Raw genomic sequence first — 15,278 nt, forward strand, 5'->3', positions numbered from 1 at the left:
TATTGGTGCATCATCGAAGGCCGTGCCGCCGAGTGGCCCGTGCGGCTCCATTCATCCGGAGGACCATGATGATCTTGACGAAACTGCGGCGTACCGGGGCCCTCGCGGGCCTGTGCGCTGCGCTCGGCATGGCGCTGCCTGCCGGCGGCGCCGCCGCGGCGCCTACCACCGGTGCGCCGACTCCAATGACCTTCGTGCCGACGCTCGCGGCGCCGGTCGCCGCGGCTGACGCCGCGGTCGAGGGCGTCGAAGTGGCTCAGCGTGCCTCCCGCCGACAGGTTCGGCGGCAGAACCGTCGCACACGCAACCTCGTGCGACGGCAGAACCGCCGCACGCGTGACCTCGTGCGCCGCCGCACCGATCGCGACTTTCGGCGTGGGCGTGTGGTTCGGCCCCGCATCTACCGCAACGGCCGGTACTATCACTATCGCGACGACGGTCGGTACTACGACGACTTCGGCGGCGTCCTCGCTGGCGTCATCATCGGTGGCGCCGCGGCTGCGATCGCCGGCAGCGTGGCGCGCCCGTCCTACGGCTACAATTCGGGGTACTACGCCGGCTTCCCCGCCGCCTACAGCGCCGAATGGTACCGTCAATGCGACCGCAAGTACCGCTCGTTCCGGGCAAGCGACGGGACGTTCCTCGGCTACGACGGCGTTCGGCACACCTGCCGGTTGCCCTGACCATCGCCCGGCAAGCCTCGCGACAGCGAAGCACCGCGACGGATCGAACCAAGCCGGCCCTCGGGCCGGCTTTTTTGTTGCCAATCGCCATGACTGCCTTAAGTTGAACGCATTGCTCAATCAACATGCTCGAAATGCACGCGACGCCCTGTTTCTTAGGTTGCATTTGAGACGGAAGCATACTAAAACGTGTGTGTCGCAACCAGTGCGGGAGGGCAGAGCGCCATGACCGAGACGAACGAGATCCTCGCGGTGTTTGCCGCGCTGTCGGACGAGACCCGGTTCGCCATCGTGAACCGCCTTCTCGACGACGGTGAGCTGCCCGTCGGCGCGATCGCCGCCCCCTTCAGCGTGACGCCGCCGGCGATCTCACGGCACCTGCGCGTGCTGGAGACTGCAGGCATCGTGGAGCGGCGGATCGATCGGCAGCGTCGCATGATCAGGGTTCGTCCCGAGGCGCTCGACGTCATCGGGGACTGGCTGGGCCAGCGCATCACCATCCTGCCGGATCGTCCTGCCGAGCGGGGACGCCCCCTCTCCCTCCACGCCTAAAGGTCGACGACGAACGCTCGTCGATCGAGCGTTCGTCGCCCGGGGCCTCGGATCGACAACCGAGACGCGTGGGATGGCCCGACAGGTTCGGTTACGACAACCCAGGCGCGTCGCAACGCTCCGGCGACGTGCAATGGGTCGCGACCTCCGGTGGTGCTCGAGGGCTGCGGGGCCGGACGACCCTCGCAGGCTGCGGCGCGGCGGACAGGGCTGACGTGCGCGCAGCATCATCCTGCCCAGCGACGGCGTCGGAGCGAGCATCGGCGCTCAGGTGGAGGCGATCCCCAGGGCGACGGGTTCGCCAAGCCGCTCCGCGCGCGTGGATCTGCCGCGACGCAACATCGGTGCGCAAGGGGTTGGCCTCGACATCGTCGCGCTCGTCCGCTGCACCCGACGGATCAGTCGGGATGGACGAGGCGACGGGGCACGTAGCGGCCCTTCCCGACGCCGTCGTCGACGAAGGCGCCGTCGCGCAACACGAAGCGGCCATGCGACAGGGTGTGGACGAGAGAGCACGCCATCCGTCGCCCCTCGAAGATCGAGTAGTTCGCGTCGGTGGCGAGCCCGTCCCGCTCGACGGTGAACGGCGCTTTGAGGTCGACGACGGCGATGTCGGCGTCCGCCCCGGGCACCAGCATGCCCTTGGCCTCGAGGCCCATGCGACGCGCTGGCGCGTCGCTCGCCATCTCCATCAGCCGGGCGAGCGGGACGCCCCGCGCCAGACCCTCGGTAAGGAGCGCTGGCAGGAACACGTCGAGGCCGGGGAAGCCGGGCTGGGCCTGCCAGATGCCGCCGTCCTTCGACGACAGGGGACGATGGATGTGGTCGGTGCCCACCGTGTCGATGTCACCGCGCGCGACGGCCGCCCACAGCGCCTCCCGGTCGGATGGCGCGCGCAGGGGCGGATTGACCTTGGCCATTGCACCGAGGCCGCACCCCACGTCGTGGGTGAGGTAGTGCAGGCACGTCTCGATGCTGACGTTGGTGCCGGCGCGGCGCTGGGCGAGCGCCGCGTCCAGCGCCTCCGCCGAGGAGGTATGCACCGCGTGGACCGGCGCACCGACCATGCGCGCCAGGTAGCAGGCGCGCATCAGCGCCTCGGCCTCCACCAACGGCGGGCGCGTGTCGTTCCACGCGACGAGGCCAGCCGCGCCGTTCGGGTCCGCCTCGGTCACGCGGCGGCGCAGGACCCACGCGAGCTCGATGTTCTCGGGGTGCGGGCACAGCATCCCGCCATGGGTCGCCAGCTGCTCGAGGAGGTGCAGCAGGAAGCCGTCGTCGGTGCCAGGCAGCCCCAGGCGCGCGCCCTCGTCGCCGCGGATGTTCATGAACAGCTTCGCGGTGGGGGCGCCGCGGGCGACGAGCCCGGAAACCTCGGCAAGCTGTTCCTCCGTCGCGATGACGAAGTGAAGGCCGAAGTCGATCCGCGCGCCAGCCTCGATGACAGCGACGATCTCGTCGAACGCCGGAAGATGGGGCTCGGCGCTCATGATGTAAGGGACGATCGTGGTGACGCCGCCGAGCGCGGCGGCGGCGGTCTCCGTCGCTGCGTCCTGCGACACGCGCGGCCGTGCGATGTCCGCGTTGTGGCCGAGGTGGACGTGCGCGTCGACGGCGCCGGGCAGCAGCGTGAGGCCGGTGACGTCGACGGCCTCAGTCGCCTCCGTGAAGCCGGGCGCGGCGATCGCCGCGATGCGCCCGTGCGCGATCAGGAGGTCCACCGTCGCGAGGCCCGACGGCAGCAACGCCTCTCCGCCGGCGAGCTTGAGATCCGCCCTCATCGCGCGCTCATGCGATCGCCATGCGCGACTGGGGCCGCGGGGCGTCCGCCATGAGCTGGAGCAGGCCCCCCGCGTCCGCGGCCTCGGTGAGCGCGAGCGTCGCGTTCCACACCGCAATGGCGGCCCGCTCGGGCCACAGGCGCGTCGCGAGCGAGACGAACTTGTCGCGGATCTCGGCCGGCGCGTAGGGGTCGGTCCAGTCCCCGCGGTTCGTCTCCGTGAAGGCGGACAGGGTACGGCCGTCCGACAGGCTCACGGCGACCAACGCCGGTCGCCGATCCGGCAGGCGCGCGGTCATCTGCGGATCCTCGACCAGCGCGACGCGGGCGGCGAGCGCACGGATCGCCGGGTCCCCAACGTTCGCGAGGGTAAAGCTCTCCACCCCGCTCGAGCCGTTGACCAGCGTCGTCGCCAGCGCGAACGGCAACGAGAACTTGGCGGCGAGGACGTTGGCCGGCGCGGGCTCGTCGAGCTCGACGCCGAGGGCGTAGGTGGCGACGTCGATCCGCCGAATGCTCTTCACGTCGAGCTCAGGCGTCCGGGCACGGATGTCGGCGAGCGCGTCGAGGGCTGCGTGATTGTAGCGGCAGCAGGAGTGCATCTTGAAGTAGTTGCGGGTGACCTCCCAGCGCGTGCTGAGTTCCTCGACCATCGCCGCTGGATCGAACCGGTCGGACGCGACGCGGCCGAACACCTGTCCGACGCCGTCACGGTCGCCGGTGAACCCGGCGGCGAGGAGGTCGGCGACGAGGATGCCCATCTGCCCGCTGACGCCGGCGAAGGCGTTGCGCACGGTGCCGCCCTCCAGCATCGTGCGCCGCGAGGTGGTGAGGCCGAGGCTTGCCGCCATGTTCATCGCCTCGCGCATGGCAGCGGCGTCCGCGCCGAGGATGCGCTGGACGGCGACGGCGGCACCGATGGCCCCCCACGTGCCGTGCGGGTGCATCGCGGGTCGCAGCGCGCTCGCGAGGCCGACGCGCGCCGCGACGTCGTAGCCGATGGCGATGGCGGCGAGGAAGTCGCGTCCCGAGACCTCGCGGGTGGAGGCGGTGGCAAGGGCCGCCGGCACGACGTGGATGCCTGGATGCCCCTTGGCGAACTGGTGGCCCTCGTCCATCTCGAGCGTCGTGCCAGCGGTCCCGTTGAGCAGCGCGGCGTGGCCAGGGCTCGCCGTTCGGGTCGTCCCGATCACCAGCGCAGTGCCGCCATCGGCGACGCCCGGCCGCGCCGTCAGCGCCGCGACGTCGGGCTCGGCGGCACCGCCGACGATGGCGCCGATGCAGTCCGCCAGGATGAGGGCGGTGCGCTCCAGCACCTCGTCCGGCAGCGCGGCGGAGGGAGTGTCGGCCGCGAAGGCGGCGACCGTCGAGAGGGGATCCATCCTCGCCTCACTTGTCCGAACGGGGCTGGGCTGCGAACGTGTCCCCTGCGGCGCGCCCGCGCAAGCCGTGCAGGAGTGAGCGATGAAGCGGGTCCTCGTGATCGTGCCCTTCCCGATGAGCGAGGAGAACCGCGGTCACCGGCGCGCCCAGCTCGATGCCGTGGAGCTCGGTCCGGACATCGCGTTCGACTTCGAGTCGGTGCGCGTCGCCCCCAAGAACTACGTCAGCGCCGCGGACATGACGCTCGCCGAGTTCGGCGCGCTGGAGGCGGGACTGTCGGCGCAGGAGCGCGGCTACGACGCGGTGTGCATCGACACGATGAGCGATTCGGGGCTGGCGGCCCTGCGCTCGGAGCTCGCGATCCCGGTGATCGGGCCCGGCCGCGCCTCCGTGCTCATGGCGCTCCTCCTCGGCCACCGCTTCTCGATCCTCGCCATGTGGCCGCACTGGCGTCACCTCTACACGAAGACGCTGACCGAGCTCGGTGTCGCCCACGCATGCGCCTCGATCCGCTGGATCGACGCTGCGCCCGACAACCAGGCGCTCCTCGTCGGCAAGGAGGCCGAGGTGCTGCCGGCGCTCGAGGCGGTCGCCCGCCGCTGCGTGGAGGAGGACGGCGCGGACGTCATCCTGCTGGGCTCCACCACGATGCACCAGGCGCACGCGCACCTGGCCGCGGCGCTCCCCGTGCCGGTGATCAATCCCGGCCCGCTCACCTACAAGCTCGCCGAGGCGGTGCTCGGCCTCGGCCTCACCCACAGTCGCGCCGCCCATCCCGCTTCCCCCGCGCCGAAGCCGGACGTCCTGCGCGCGATGGCGCTCGCGGGCGCACAGGTCGAGGCGGCGGCGTCCGCCGGCGCGCGGTGAAGGGTTGGCCGGGCGCCGCATGAGCCTCGACCCCGTCACCCTCGCGGTCCTCAAGGGTCGCTTCGAGCAGATCGCGGACGAGATGGACGCGACGCTGTTCCGCTCGGCGTTCAATCCCATCATCGCCGAGGCGCACGACGCGAGCCACGGGCTCTACGACGCCTCGACCGGCGAGACGCTGGTCCAGGGCAAATCCGGCCTGCCGATCTTCGTCGGCGTCATGGCGTTCGCGGTGAAGGCGGTGATCGAGAAGGCGGCCCGCCGCGGCGGCCTCCACGAGGGAGACGTGTGGATCTTCAACGACCCCTACGACGGCGGGACCCACCTGTCGGACGTGCGCCTCGTCAAGCCGGTGTTCCACGAAGGCGCGCTGTTCTGCTTCCTCGCCTCGGTGGGGCACTGGCATGACGTGGGTGGCAACGTCCCCGGCAACTACAACCCCGCGGCCACCGAGTGCTTCCAGGAGGGCGTCCTCATCCCGCCGGTGAAGCTCTACGACCGGGGCGTGTTCTGTCAGGACATCGTCGACATCCTGTCGGCCAACTCGCGGCTCCCCGGCTCGCTCTACGGCGACCTCAACGGGCAGATCAACGCGCTGGAGCTCGGCGAGCGGCGGCTCGGCGCGCTGCTCGACGAGGTCGGCGCCGACACCGCGCGCGAGGCGCTCGCGGCGTTGAGGGCCCGCGCGGCGACCATGATGCGCGCGGCCATCGCCGCGCTGCCCGACGGGACGGTCTCGGCAGAGGACCACCTCGACAACGACGGGATCGTCGACGAGCCGCTCACCATCGCGCTCGACCTCACCATCGAGGGCGACCGGCTGGTGATGGACTTCACGCGCTCCTCGCCCGCGTGCGCGGGGCCGGTCAACATCTCGCGGGCGACCACGGTGGCGGCCACCTACGTTGCGCTGAAGCACATCTTCACCGACGTCCCCGCCAACGCGGGGGTGCTGGAGCCCGTCGAGTTCCGCATCGACCCCGGCTCGATCCTGTCGGTCGTCGCGCCGAAGCCGGTGGGCGGCTACACCGAAACCATCCTGCGCCTCATCGACGTGGTGTTCCAGGCGGTGGCTCAGCTCGCGCCAGGGCCTGCCATGGCCTGCGCCTATGGGACGATCAACGCGCTCTCGCTGGCCGGCCATCGTGCGAACGGCGCGCGCTGGGTGATGTTCTCCTTCTTCGGCGGCGGCCACGGCGCGCACGGCGGTGGCGACGGTCTGAGCCACGGCAACGCGCCGATCTCCACCGCGACCATCCCACCGCTGGAGATCCTGGAGGCCGCCTACCCGGTGCGCTTCACGAAGTGGGCGCTGCGCGACGGCTCGGGCGGGCCGGGTCGCCACCGCGGTGGGCTCGGCGCGGTCTATGAGATCGAGCTCCTGGAGAGGCAGGCGAGCGCGTTCCTGTTCGGCGAGCGCGCACGCTTCGCCCCGCGCGGCGTCGTCGGCGGCGGCGAGGGCGCCGCAAACCGCTTCCTCTACGAGGAGGACGGCGCAGAGCGCACGCCGCCCATGGCCTCCAAGCTCACCGGGCTGTCACTGGCGCGCGGCGGCAGCGTGCGGCTCGAGACGCCTGGGGGCGGCGGTTACGGCGATGCGCTCACGCGCGACCCGGCCGCCGTCGCAAGGGACGTGCGCCTCGGCTACGTCGGCCGCAAGGCGGCGCTCGCCGACTACGGCGTCGCCCTCACCGCGGACGGCGCGGTGGACGCCGCCGCGACCACGGCCGCCCGGGCGGTGGCCCCGCGAGGGTGAGCGACCCGCCGCTCGTCATCGGCGTCGACGTCGGGGGCACGTTCACCGACGTCTTCGTCTGGGATGCCGCGGCCGGGGTGCTGCGCATCGGCAAGGTGCCGTCGACGAAGGGCGACCAGTCGCGCGGCTTCATCGAGGGCATCGCGAGCCTCGTCGACGACCTCGCCGCCGCGGGGACGATCGTCCACGGCACGACCGTCGGCACCAACGCGCTGCTGGAGCGCAAGGGTGCGCGCACCGGGATCATCACCACCCAGGGCTTCCGCGACGTCTTGGAGATGCGGCGGCGGGACAGGCCGACGACGTGGGGCCTGCGCGGTGCCTACGTGCCCGTGGTCGAGCGCACCGACCGGGTCGAGGTGGCCGAGCGGGTGCTCGCGGACGGCACCGTGCTCGTCGCCGTCGACCTTGCCGAGGTCGAGGCCCAAGCGCAAGAGCTCGTCGCAGCAGGCTGCGAGGCGGCCTGCGTCTTCTTCATCAACGGCTACGCCAACGACGCGAACGAGCGCGTCGCGGTGGAGGCGGTGCGACGCATCTGGCCGAACCCCTACGTGACGGCCGCGACGGAGATCCTGCCGGAGATCCGCGAGTTCGAGCGGCTGTCCACGGCGGTGCTCAACGCCACCCTGCAGCCGGTCGTCGCCGCCTACCTCGACCGGCTCGAGACGGGGCTGGCGGACCGCGGTTTCTCCGGCGATGTCCTCATCGTGCAGTCCAACGGCGGCGTCATGTCCATCGGTGCGGCGAAGGCGACCCCGGTGCGCACGGCGCTGTCGGGCCCCGCAGCCGGCGTCATCGCCGCGCGGGCGATCGCGGCGGCGGCGGGCTACGAGAACGTCGTCACCTGCGACATGGGCGGCACCTCCTTCGACGTCTCGCTCGTGGCCGGCGGGGAGGCGGCGCTCGCGGCGCAGACCGCCATCGACTTCGGCATGGTCGTGCGCACGCCGATGATCGAGATCACCACCATCGGCGCGGGTGGCGGCTCCATCGCCGCGGTGGACGCGAGCGGGCTCCTGGAGGTGGGGCCGCAGTCGGCGGGGGCCGATCCGGGTCCCGCCTGCTACGGGCTCGGCAACACGCGGCCGACGGTCACCGACGCCAACCTGGTGCTCGGCCGGATCAACCCCGACCGACCCATCGGCGGCAAGCTCACCCGGCTCGACGCGAGCGCCGCGCGTGGCGCCATCGCGGCGCACGTGGCGGCTCCCCTCGGCCTCGGCGTGGAGGAGGCGGCCGAGGCGATCCTTACCGTCGCCAACGCGAAGATGGCCGGGGCGATCCGCCTCGTCTCGGTGGAGAGGGGGCACGACCCGGGCCGCTTCGTCGCGATGCCCTTCGGCGGTGGCGGCGCGCTGCACACCGGAGCGCTCATCCGCGACATCGGCCTGTCGAGCGCGCTGGTGCCGCGCTACCCGGGCGTCACGTCCGCGCTCGGCTGCGTCGTCGCCGACGTCCAGCACGACCGCGTGCAGACGGTGAACCTCCTGGTCGGCGAGCTCGACGCGGCGGCGCTCGGCAAGGAGATGGGGGCGGCGGCGGACGCCGTCGAGGCGGTCGTGCGCGAGGCCGGCGCAGGAGCCGCCGGGATGAGCCGCCTCACCGAGCTCGACATGCTCTACGTAGGACAGACCCACACGATCACCGCGCGCGTCGAAGTCCCTCGCGCCGGGCTGACGCGCGAGGCGATCGCGGCGGCGTTCGACGCCGCGTACCGCGCCGCCTACGGCCGGCTGCTCGACGGCATCCCCGTCCGCGTCATGAACTATCGCGTCACCGTGATCGGCCATCGCCCGGCCTTCGACATGGGCCTGTTCGCGCCGCGGGAGGGTCGGCCGGCGGCGCGCTGCGTCCTCGGCCGGCGACCCGTGTTCGCGGGTGGCTGGCACGAGGCGACGGTCTACGACCGCCTCGCCCTCGCCGTCGGCGAGGTGGTGGAGGGCCCCGCGGTGCTCGAGCAGCCCGACACGACCGTGTTCGTCGATCCTGGGCTCACGGCGACGGTGGACGCGTTCGGCAACCTCGTCATGGCGCCCTCCCGGACGGATGCCGCTTGACGATGCCGACCGTCGCTCCGCCGCCCTCCACCCCGCCCGAAGTCGTCGCCGACGTCGTCGTGGTCGGCGCCGGCGCGTGCGGCCTTACCGCGGCGCTCGCCGCGGCGGACCGCGGCGTCGAGGTCATCGTCTTGGAGCGGGACGCCTCACCGTCCGGCTCGACGGCGATGTCCTCCGGCTTCGTCCCCGCGCCGGCGACGCGCTTCCAACGCGCCATCGGCGTCACCGACGACGGCCCCGAGCGGCTGACGGCCGACATCATCGCCAAGTCCCACGGCACGTCGGACGCGCGCCTCGCGCGCCTTGCCGCGAGCACCATCGGCGAGGCGGTGGAGTGGCTCGCGGACGCCGCCTCCTGCGACTGGCAGGTGCTCGACGGCTTCCTCTATCCGGGCCACTCGCGCCACCGTATGCACGCGGTCGGCGAGAAAACCGGTGCGGCACTGATGACGCGCCTCCTCGCCGCGGCCGAGGCGGCGGACGCGACGCTCGTCACCGAGGCGACGGCGGAGACGCTGCACCGCGAGGATGACGGGCGCATCACCGCGGTGACGGTCACGCGGCCGGGCGGCGTGACCGAGACCATCGGCTGCCGCGCCCTCGTCCTTGCCTCGAGCGGCTACGGCGGCAATCGCGCGATGGTCGAGCGTCACATCCCCGAGATCGCCGCCGGTCCGTACTACGGCCACGCCGGCAACACGGGGCACGCGGTGAGCTGGGGCGAGGCGCTGGGCGCCGAGCTCGATCACCTGTCGGGCTACCAGGGCCACGGGTCGCTCGCCCACCCGCACGGCATCCTGATCTCCTGGGCGCTGGTGATGCGCGGCGGGGTCCAGCTCAACGCCGACGGCCTGCGCTTCTCCGATGAGAGCGCGGGCTACTCCGAGCAGGCGACGAAGGTGCTGGCGCAGCCCAGCGCCGTCGCGTGGACGGTGTTCGACGAGGAGCGCCACGCCTTCGCCATGGAAGGGTTCGCGGACTACCGCGAGGCGGTGGCGGCCGGCGCGGTGCGCCGCGGCGAGGACGTCGACGCGCTCGCTGCTGCGACGGGGCTCCCCATGGAGGCGCTCGCCGGCACGCTCGCCGAGGTCGAGCGCCTCGCCAGCCGCGGCGGGACCGACGAGTTCGGCCGCTCGTTCGCCGGGCTCGCCCCGCTCGCGCCGCCCTACCGCGCGGTGAAGGTGACCGGCGCGCTGTTCCACACCCAGGGCGGGCTCGTCATCGCCGACGAGGGCCGCGTGCGGCGTGCGAGCGGCGGATCGTTCCCCAACCTTTACGCCGGCGGCGGCGCGGCGTGCGGCGTGTCCGGCCCCTCGGTCGACGGCTACCTATCGGGCAACGGCCTCCTGACGGCCATCGCGTTCGGCTACTTGTCGGGCCGCAACGCCGCCGCGCTCGCGCGTCGCTGATGCGCCGGCGGCGTCACGGGATCGGCTGCTCCTTGGCGTGGTCGTAGATCTCCGCCGGGCGCGCCAGCCACACCTCGTCGCGGTGGTTCATGACGTGGGTCAACGCCCGCCGCAGCGCCCTCAGGCGGTACGGCTGGCCGACGATGAACGTGTGTAAGACGAGCGAGAACACGAGCGGCCGCGCCCGCGACTGGTGCAGCATCTCGTCGAACTGGTCGACGATCATCGCCTCGAAGTCGCGCGCGCCCTCCTGACGCGAGACCAGCGCCGGCGAATCGTTCAGCTCCACCGAGTAGGGGACCGACATCAGCGGGCCAGCCCGCGTCGACATCCAGAACGGCTGATCGTCGGCCGGCCAGTCGAGCACGAAGTCGTAGCCCGCCTCCTTCAGGAGGTCGGGCGTCCGCTCGCTCTCGGCGATCCAGGGTCCCAGCCAGCCCCTCGGATGTTGGCCGCTGAAGCGGACGACCGCCTCGGTTGCCTCGCCGATGAGCGCGCGCTCCTCGTCCTCGCCCATGCCGTCCTGGCGCTCGGAGTTGGTCCGCCCGTGGCCGAGGAAGTGGTCGCCGCGCTCCAGGATCCGCTCCCCGATCCGGGCGTGCTCCTCGAACATCAGCGAGTTGACGTTGTGCGCGGCGGGGACCTCGAGCTCATCGAGGAGGTCGAACAGGTACCAAACGCCGACGCGGTTGCCATAGTCGCGCCAGGCGTAGTTGCGCTGGCTCTGCGGCGCGCCGAGGACGGCGCTGTCGGAGCCGAGCCCCTCCAGGAAGGCGAACACCTCGACGTTGTTGACGACCGAGACCGCGAGGCGCTTGCCGCCCGGCCAGTCGTAGACCGGCCGATCCACCAGCGGGGAGTAGGGGTAGCGGCCGTGCGATCTCAGCGTGCCCATGGCGCCGTCCGTTAATTCCCAGCCGGCGCGAGGTAGCGCGCCGCGGCGAGGCAGTGCGTGCGCGTGACGTGGAGGAACTCGTCGACGGTGACGTGCTCGTCGCGGCGGCCCATGGTGACCGGGCTCGGGCCGTAGAGGAAGGCGGGGATGGAGCGCCAGCGCCAGTACCGGCTGTCCGATCCGCCGAGGCTCGACAGCGGGATCGGCCGCGGGTGGCCGAGCTCCTCGACGACGTCGCCCAGGATCGTCATCATCGCGTGGTCCGGATCGGCAAGGCTCGGCGGATAGCTGTGGTTCGCGTCGAGGGCGAACGTCGCCCCCGGCACCCTGCCGACGACCTCCTCCACGTGAGCGAGCATCTCCTCGTGCGAGAAGCCCCAGGGGTAGCGGACCTCCACCTCGCACACGCACTCATGCGGGATCTGGTTGATCTTGAGCCCGCCCCTGATGGTGCCGACGTTGACCGTCACGCTGCGCACGACCTTCGCCGCGCCCTCGCCCATGCCCGCCTCGGTCCCGGCGACGCCCTCCGGCGACAGGAGCGCCCGGGCGACCGCCTCCGGCAGCTCGGGCTCGCGCCCGTTGAGCGCGCGGATGCCGGTGATCACCTCGCAGGCCTGGACGATGGCGTTGGCGCTGAGGTGCGGGTAGCCGCCATGCCCGCCGTCGGTGCGCGTGGTCACGGTGAGCCGGAGCGTGCCCTTCTCCAGGAAGCGCACGTTGTTGAGGCCCGACGGCTCGCCGTTCAGGCAGCAGTCGCCGAGAACCTCGTCGGGGAAGTTCTCCATCAGCCAGTGCGTGCCCCAGCGCCCGCCGGTCTCCTCGTCGGAGACGCAGGTGAGGGTCAGGCGGCCGGCGAGGCGGTCGCGCCGTCCCGACAGCATCGCGTAGGCGATCGCCGAGGCCGCGGTGCCGCACTTCATGTCCGACGCGCCGCGGGCGTAGATGCGCCCGTCCCTCAACTCGCCGGTCCAGGCGGTGGCGTCGTCGATCGGGGCGAACACGTCGATGTGACCGTTCAGCACCAGGTGCGGGCCGGGCGCGCCCATGGCGACGGATCCGACGACGTTCGGCATGTGCGGCTCGGCGGCCTCGATGCGGTGCGGCGCGCCGCGCTCGTCGAGCCAGCTTGTGAGGACGTCGGCGGCGGGACGCGTGTCGCCCGGAGGGTTCGGGCTCTTCGCGCGCAGGAAGTCCTGGAAGAAGGTGACCAGCGCATCACGGTCGCGCTCGATGGCGTCGAGCAGCTCGCGCTCGAGGTCGGTCATGGCAGTGGTCCTCGGGGATGATCGAGCCGGTGCGCGGTGCGCTCACGCCTGCGCGCGGCCCACCAGCGGCGCGCGTGGAGCTGGCCGACGCCCGACAGCACGAGCGCGCCGCCGGCGAGCTGGAGGAGGGTCGGCACGTAGCCGAGCGCAGCGCTGATCGCCATGGCGACGAGCGGTGCGACGTTGAAGTAGAGCCCCGCCGTCGCGACGCCGAGCCGCCGCACGCTGCCGTGCCACAGCACGATGCCGACGCAGCTCGACGAGACGGTGAGCCACAGGAGCAGCGCGTTGAGCTGCATCGGCGGCGGACGGTCCGGCGGCGCGGTAAGGCCGGCCGACCACAGGAGGAAGAACAGGGCGACGAGGAACGGCGTCGCCGCGACGATGGTCCAGGTGGTGAGGCGGAACTCCTCGTAGTGCGGCAACCAGCGACGGCACTGCAGGCTGTACCAGGCCCAGCACACGCTGCCGGCGATGAGGAGCACCTCGCCGCCGCGCGGGGTCGCAGCGGTGCCCGCCAGCGCCGGTGCGGCGAGCAGCAGCCCGCCGGGGATGACGAGCAGCAGCGTCGAGCCGAGGCCGGTCGGCACCGGCTCGCGGTAGGCCAGCGTCGCCACCGCGGTGTAGGTGAGCGGAGCGGCGCTCTGCACGATGATGGCCACCACCGGGTCGGAGTGGGCGAGGCCGTAGGTGTAGCACGTGATGAGCCCGCCCATGCCGACGAGCCCGAGGACGGCGAGGCGTCCCACCTCGTCGCGCCGCGGCAGCTCGAGGCCACGGGCGATCCACAGCGCGCCCACCATGATCGGCGCCGCGATCACGTAGCGCGCCGCCGACAGGGCGAACGGGTCCCACACCGCGAGCAGGACCACGAAGCCAGGGACCATCTGCCCCCACAGCACCATCGTGAGGAGCGCCCGCAGGTGCCCCGAGAGCTCCTTGGGCGGCGGCACGGCGACGGTCGTCGGAGCGCTGACGATCACGGTGCCCACGCTGTCCGTCGAAGCCCGGCTGACGGAGCCGCCACATCATACACCGCGCACCTCGATCAGCGTGGGCCCGCCGCGTGCGACGGCGCGGGCGACGGCCTCGCCGACCCCGTCCGGTCCGTCGAGCGCCTCCGCTGCGATGCCGTAGGCGCCGGCGATCATGACGAAGTCCGGCGCAGCGAGCTCGACGCCCTCCGGCGGGATGCCCTGCGCCTCCATGTGCCGGCGGATCTCGAGGTACCCGTTGCTGTTCCAGACCAGCACGACGACGGTACCGCCGAGCTCCGCCAGCGTGCCCAGCTCGCCCAGCACGAACTGCAGCCCGCCGTCGCCGATGAGGACGATCACCGGGTGCTCCGGCCGGCCGAGGCGCGCGCCGAGCCCAGCGGGCAGCGCGTAGCCGAGCGTGCCGAAGCCGGTGGCGGCGTTGAACCAGTGGCCGCGGTCGCCGGCCGCGAAGGCGTGGTTGCCGGCGTAGACGAGCTGGGTGGAGTCGCCGACCAGCGCGGCTGTGGGCGCCGCCTCGCGCACGGCGTCGAGCACGCCGGTGAGCGCGCGCTGGTCCGGCGCGAGGGACGCCTCGGCCGCCGCGCGGGCGGCTGCGGCCCGGCGCGTCCCGTCGCCCGAGCCAGCGCCCGGACCGAGCGCCTCGAGCAGGAGGTCGATGGTGCCCGCCGCGTCCCCGACCAGCGCGAGGTCGGGACGCGCGCTGCGGAAGAGCTGCTCGGGGTCGATGTCGACGCGCACGAGGCGCCGGGGTGCCATGGTCTTGCCGCTCGACCAGGCGCGGTAATCGGTGGGGCCCATCTCGGTGCCGAACGCGAGGGTGAGGTCGGCGTCGTCGACGAGCGCCTGCGCCGCCTCGACGTTGACGCCGCACGGGACGACGAGCGGATGGCCGAGGGGCAGCGCGCTGCGCGCGTTGATCGTGGCGAGCAGCGGGCAGTCGAGCCGCTCGGCGAGCGCCAGCGCCCCCCGGGCGGCGCGACGTGCCCCGCCGCCGACGATGACGACCGGCGATGCCGACGTCTGCAGCATCGCGACGGCCTCACCGATCGCCGCCGCGTCCGGCACCGGAGGGCGGACGTGGGCGGGCGGGCGGATGGGGCCCACCTCCACCGGCGCGGCGAAGCGGTCGCGGGGGATCTCGAGGTGGACCGGGCCGGGCCGTGCGGAGCGGAAGATCGCGAAGGCGCGCGCCAGCGTCTCCTCGAGCTCGGCCGCCGAGCCGACCGTGCGGGTGGTGAGGGCGACGGCGGCGGCGAACGCGCGTTGGTCCGGCATCTCATGCAGCCCGCCTCGGCCGGCGCCGAGGTCGTCGATCGGCAGCGTGCTCGTGATGACGAGCATGGGCACGGAGTCGGCCCGCGCCTGGAGCATCGCCGTCGCGACGTTGGACAGGCCCGGCCCGGTGATGACGAGGCACACGCCGGGCTCGCCGGTGACGCGGGCGTAGCCGTCCGCCATGAAGCCGGCGCCCTGCTCGTGCCGCGGCGTGACGTGGCGGATGCCCGAGCCCGGCAGCCCGCGGTACGCCTCGGCGGTGTGCACGCCAGGGATCCCGAAGATGACGGAGACGCCGTGGGCGGCGAGGAGCGCGATGAGGTGCTGGCCGAGCGTCGTCATGGGTCCGCGATGA

General features: G+C 72.6%; 12 protein-coding genes. 6 read left to right on the plus strand and 6 right to left on the minus strand.

What is annotated here, in order from left to right; all coding sequences use genetic code 11:
* Window positions 1-65: 65 nt before the first annotated feature.
* On the plus strand, window positions 66-683 hold the full coding sequence (locus ACOOE8_RS08155) for a BA14K family protein (protein ID WP_420394325.1): 618 nt from the start codon (window positions 66-68) through the stop codon (window positions 681-683).
* A 225-nt stretch (window positions 684-908) separates the two neighbouring features.
* Entirely contained in the window at window positions 909-1,235 is a 327-nt protein-coding gene (locus tag ACOOE8_RS08160; protein ID WP_420394326.1) for an ArsR/SmtB family transcription factor, read from the plus strand.
* Window positions 1,236-1,633: 398 nt separating this feature from the next.
* Here the strand turns inward: ACOOE8_RS08160 and ACOOE8_RS08165 are convergent, their stop codons facing one another.
* Window positions 1,634-3,016, minus strand: coding sequence for a dihydroorotase (locus ACOOE8_RS08165; protein ID WP_420394327.1), 1,383 nt, complete (start codon window positions 3,014-3,016; stop codon window positions 1,634-1,636).
* A gap of 7 nt (window positions 3,017-3,023) precedes the next feature.
* Window positions 3,024-4,397 carry an MmgE/PrpD family protein gene (locus ACOOE8_RS08170; RefSeq protein ID WP_420394328.1) on the minus strand — a complete coding sequence of 458 codons (1,374 nt, stop codon included), beginning with the start codon at window positions 4,395-4,397 and terminating at the stop codon, window positions 3,024-3,026.
* A gap of 82 nt (window positions 4,398-4,479) precedes the next feature.
* Between ACOOE8_RS08170 and ACOOE8_RS08175 the strand changes: the two genes are divergently transcribed.
* From ACOOE8_RS08175 to ACOOE8_RS08190, 4 genes are read left to right on the plus strand one after another with little or no spacing between them, the layout of a single operon-like run.
* Entirely contained in the window at window positions 4,480-5,265 is a 786-nt protein-coding gene (locus ACOOE8_RS08175; RefSeq protein WP_420394329.1) for an aspartate/glutamate racemase family protein, read from the plus strand.
* 19 nt (window positions 5,266-5,284) lie between these two features.
* Window positions 5,285-7,021: a hydantoinase B/oxoprolinase family protein gene (locus tag ACOOE8_RS08180; protein ID WP_420394330.1), complete on the plus strand. Its 1,737-nt coding sequence runs from the start codon at window positions 5,285-5,287 to the stop codon at window positions 7,019-7,021.
* Window positions 7,018-9,078 carry a hydantoinase/oxoprolinase family protein gene (locus tag ACOOE8_RS08185; RefSeq protein WP_420394331.1) on the plus strand — a complete coding sequence of 687 codons (2,061 nt, stop codon included), beginning with the start codon at window positions 7,018-7,020 and terminating at the stop codon, window positions 9,076-9,078. Before ACOOE8_RS08180 ends, ACOOE8_RS08185 begins: the two co-directional genes overlap by 4 nt.
* Before the next feature lie 2 nt (window positions 9,079-9,080).
* A complete protein-coding gene (locus ACOOE8_RS08190) occupies window positions 9,081-10,487 on the plus strand; it encodes an FAD-dependent oxidoreductase (protein WP_420394661.1) in 1,407 nt (468 codons plus the stop codon).
* Between the two features lie 13 nt (window positions 10,488-10,500).
* Here ACOOE8_RS08190 and ACOOE8_RS08195 read toward each other — a convergent pair whose 3' ends face one another.
* Genes ACOOE8_RS08195 through ACOOE8_RS08210 form a run of 4 tightly spaced genes read right to left on the minus strand, consistent with a single transcriptional unit; the run spans window position 10,501 to window position 15,265 of the window.
* Window positions 10,501-11,382: a polysaccharide deacetylase family protein gene (locus ACOOE8_RS08195; protein ID WP_420394332.1), complete on the minus strand. Its 882-nt coding sequence runs from the start codon at window positions 11,380-11,382 to the stop codon at window positions 10,501-10,503.
* Window positions 11,383-11,393: 11 nt separating this feature from the next.
* On the minus strand, window positions 11,394-12,650 hold the full coding sequence (locus ACOOE8_RS08200; RefSeq protein ID WP_420394333.1) for a M20/M25/M40 family metallo-hydrolase: 1,257 nt from the start codon (window positions 12,648-12,650) through the stop codon (window positions 11,394-11,396).
* Window positions 12,647-13,642, minus strand: coding sequence for a DMT family transporter (locus ACOOE8_RS08205; RefSeq protein WP_420394334.1), 996 nt, complete (start codon window positions 13,640-13,642; stop codon window positions 12,647-12,649). The genes ACOOE8_RS08200 and ACOOE8_RS08205 overlap by 4 nt, the downstream gene beginning before the upstream one ends.
* 36 nt (window positions 13,643-13,678) lie before the next feature.
* Window positions 13,679-15,265 (minus strand): 5-guanidino-2-oxopentanoate decarboxylase, encoded by a 1,587-nt coding sequence (locus tag ACOOE8_RS08210; RefSeq protein WP_420394335.1) that lies wholly within the window; start codon window positions 15,263-15,265, stop codon window positions 13,679-13,681.
* Between the last annotated feature and the right edge of the window lie 13 nt (window positions 15,266-15,278).

The organism is Acuticoccus sp., from assembly GCF_965213555.1.
Taxonomy (GTDB): Bacteria; Pseudomonadota; Alphaproteobacteria; order Rhizobiales; family Amorphaceae; genus Acuticoccus.

What these genes read in the sequence shown, in the direction of transcription:
- ACOOE8_RS08175 (WP_420394329.1), top strand. Translation starts at nt 4,480, where the DNA reads ATGAAGCGGGTCCTCGTGATCGTGCCCTTCCCGATGAGCGAGGAGAAC.
- ACOOE8_RS08180 (WP_420394330.1), top strand. Translation starts at nt 5,285, where the DNA reads ATGAGCCTCGACCCCGTCACCCTCGCGGTCCTCAAGGGTCGCTTCGAG.
- ACOOE8_RS08195 (WP_420394332.1), bottom strand. Translation starts at nt 11,382, where the DNA reads ATGGGCACGCTGAGATCGCACGGCCGCTACCCCTACTCCCCGCTGGTG.
- ACOOE8_RS08200 (WP_420394333.1), bottom strand. Translation starts at nt 12,650, where the DNA reads ATGACCGACCTCGAGCGCGAGCTGCTCGACGCCATCGAGCGCGACCGT.
- ACOOE8_RS08210 (WP_420394335.1), bottom strand. Translation starts at nt 15,265, where the DNA reads ATGACGACGCTCGGCCAGCACCTCATCGCGCTCCTCGCCGCCCACGGC.
- ACOOE8_RS08155 (WP_420394325.1), top strand. Translation starts at nt 66, where the DNA reads ATGATGATCTTGACGAAACTGCGGCGTACCGGGGCCCTCGCGGGCCTG.
- ACOOE8_RS08165 (WP_420394327.1), bottom strand. Translation starts at nt 3,016, where the DNA reads ATGAGGGCGGATCTCAAGCTCGCCGGCGGAGAGGCGTTGCTGCCGTCG.
- ACOOE8_RS08170 (WP_420394328.1), bottom strand. Translation starts at nt 4,397, where the DNA reads ATGGATCCCCTCTCGACGGTCGCCGCCTTCGCGGCCGACACTCCCTCC.
- ACOOE8_RS08190 (WP_420394661.1), top strand. Translation starts at nt 9,081, where the DNA reads ATGCCGACCGTCGCTCCGCCGCCCTCCACCCCGCCCGAAGTCGTCGCC.
- ACOOE8_RS08160 (WP_420394326.1), top strand. Translation starts at nt 909, where the DNA reads ATGACCGAGACGAACGAGATCCTCGCGGTGTTTGCCGCGCTGTCGGAC.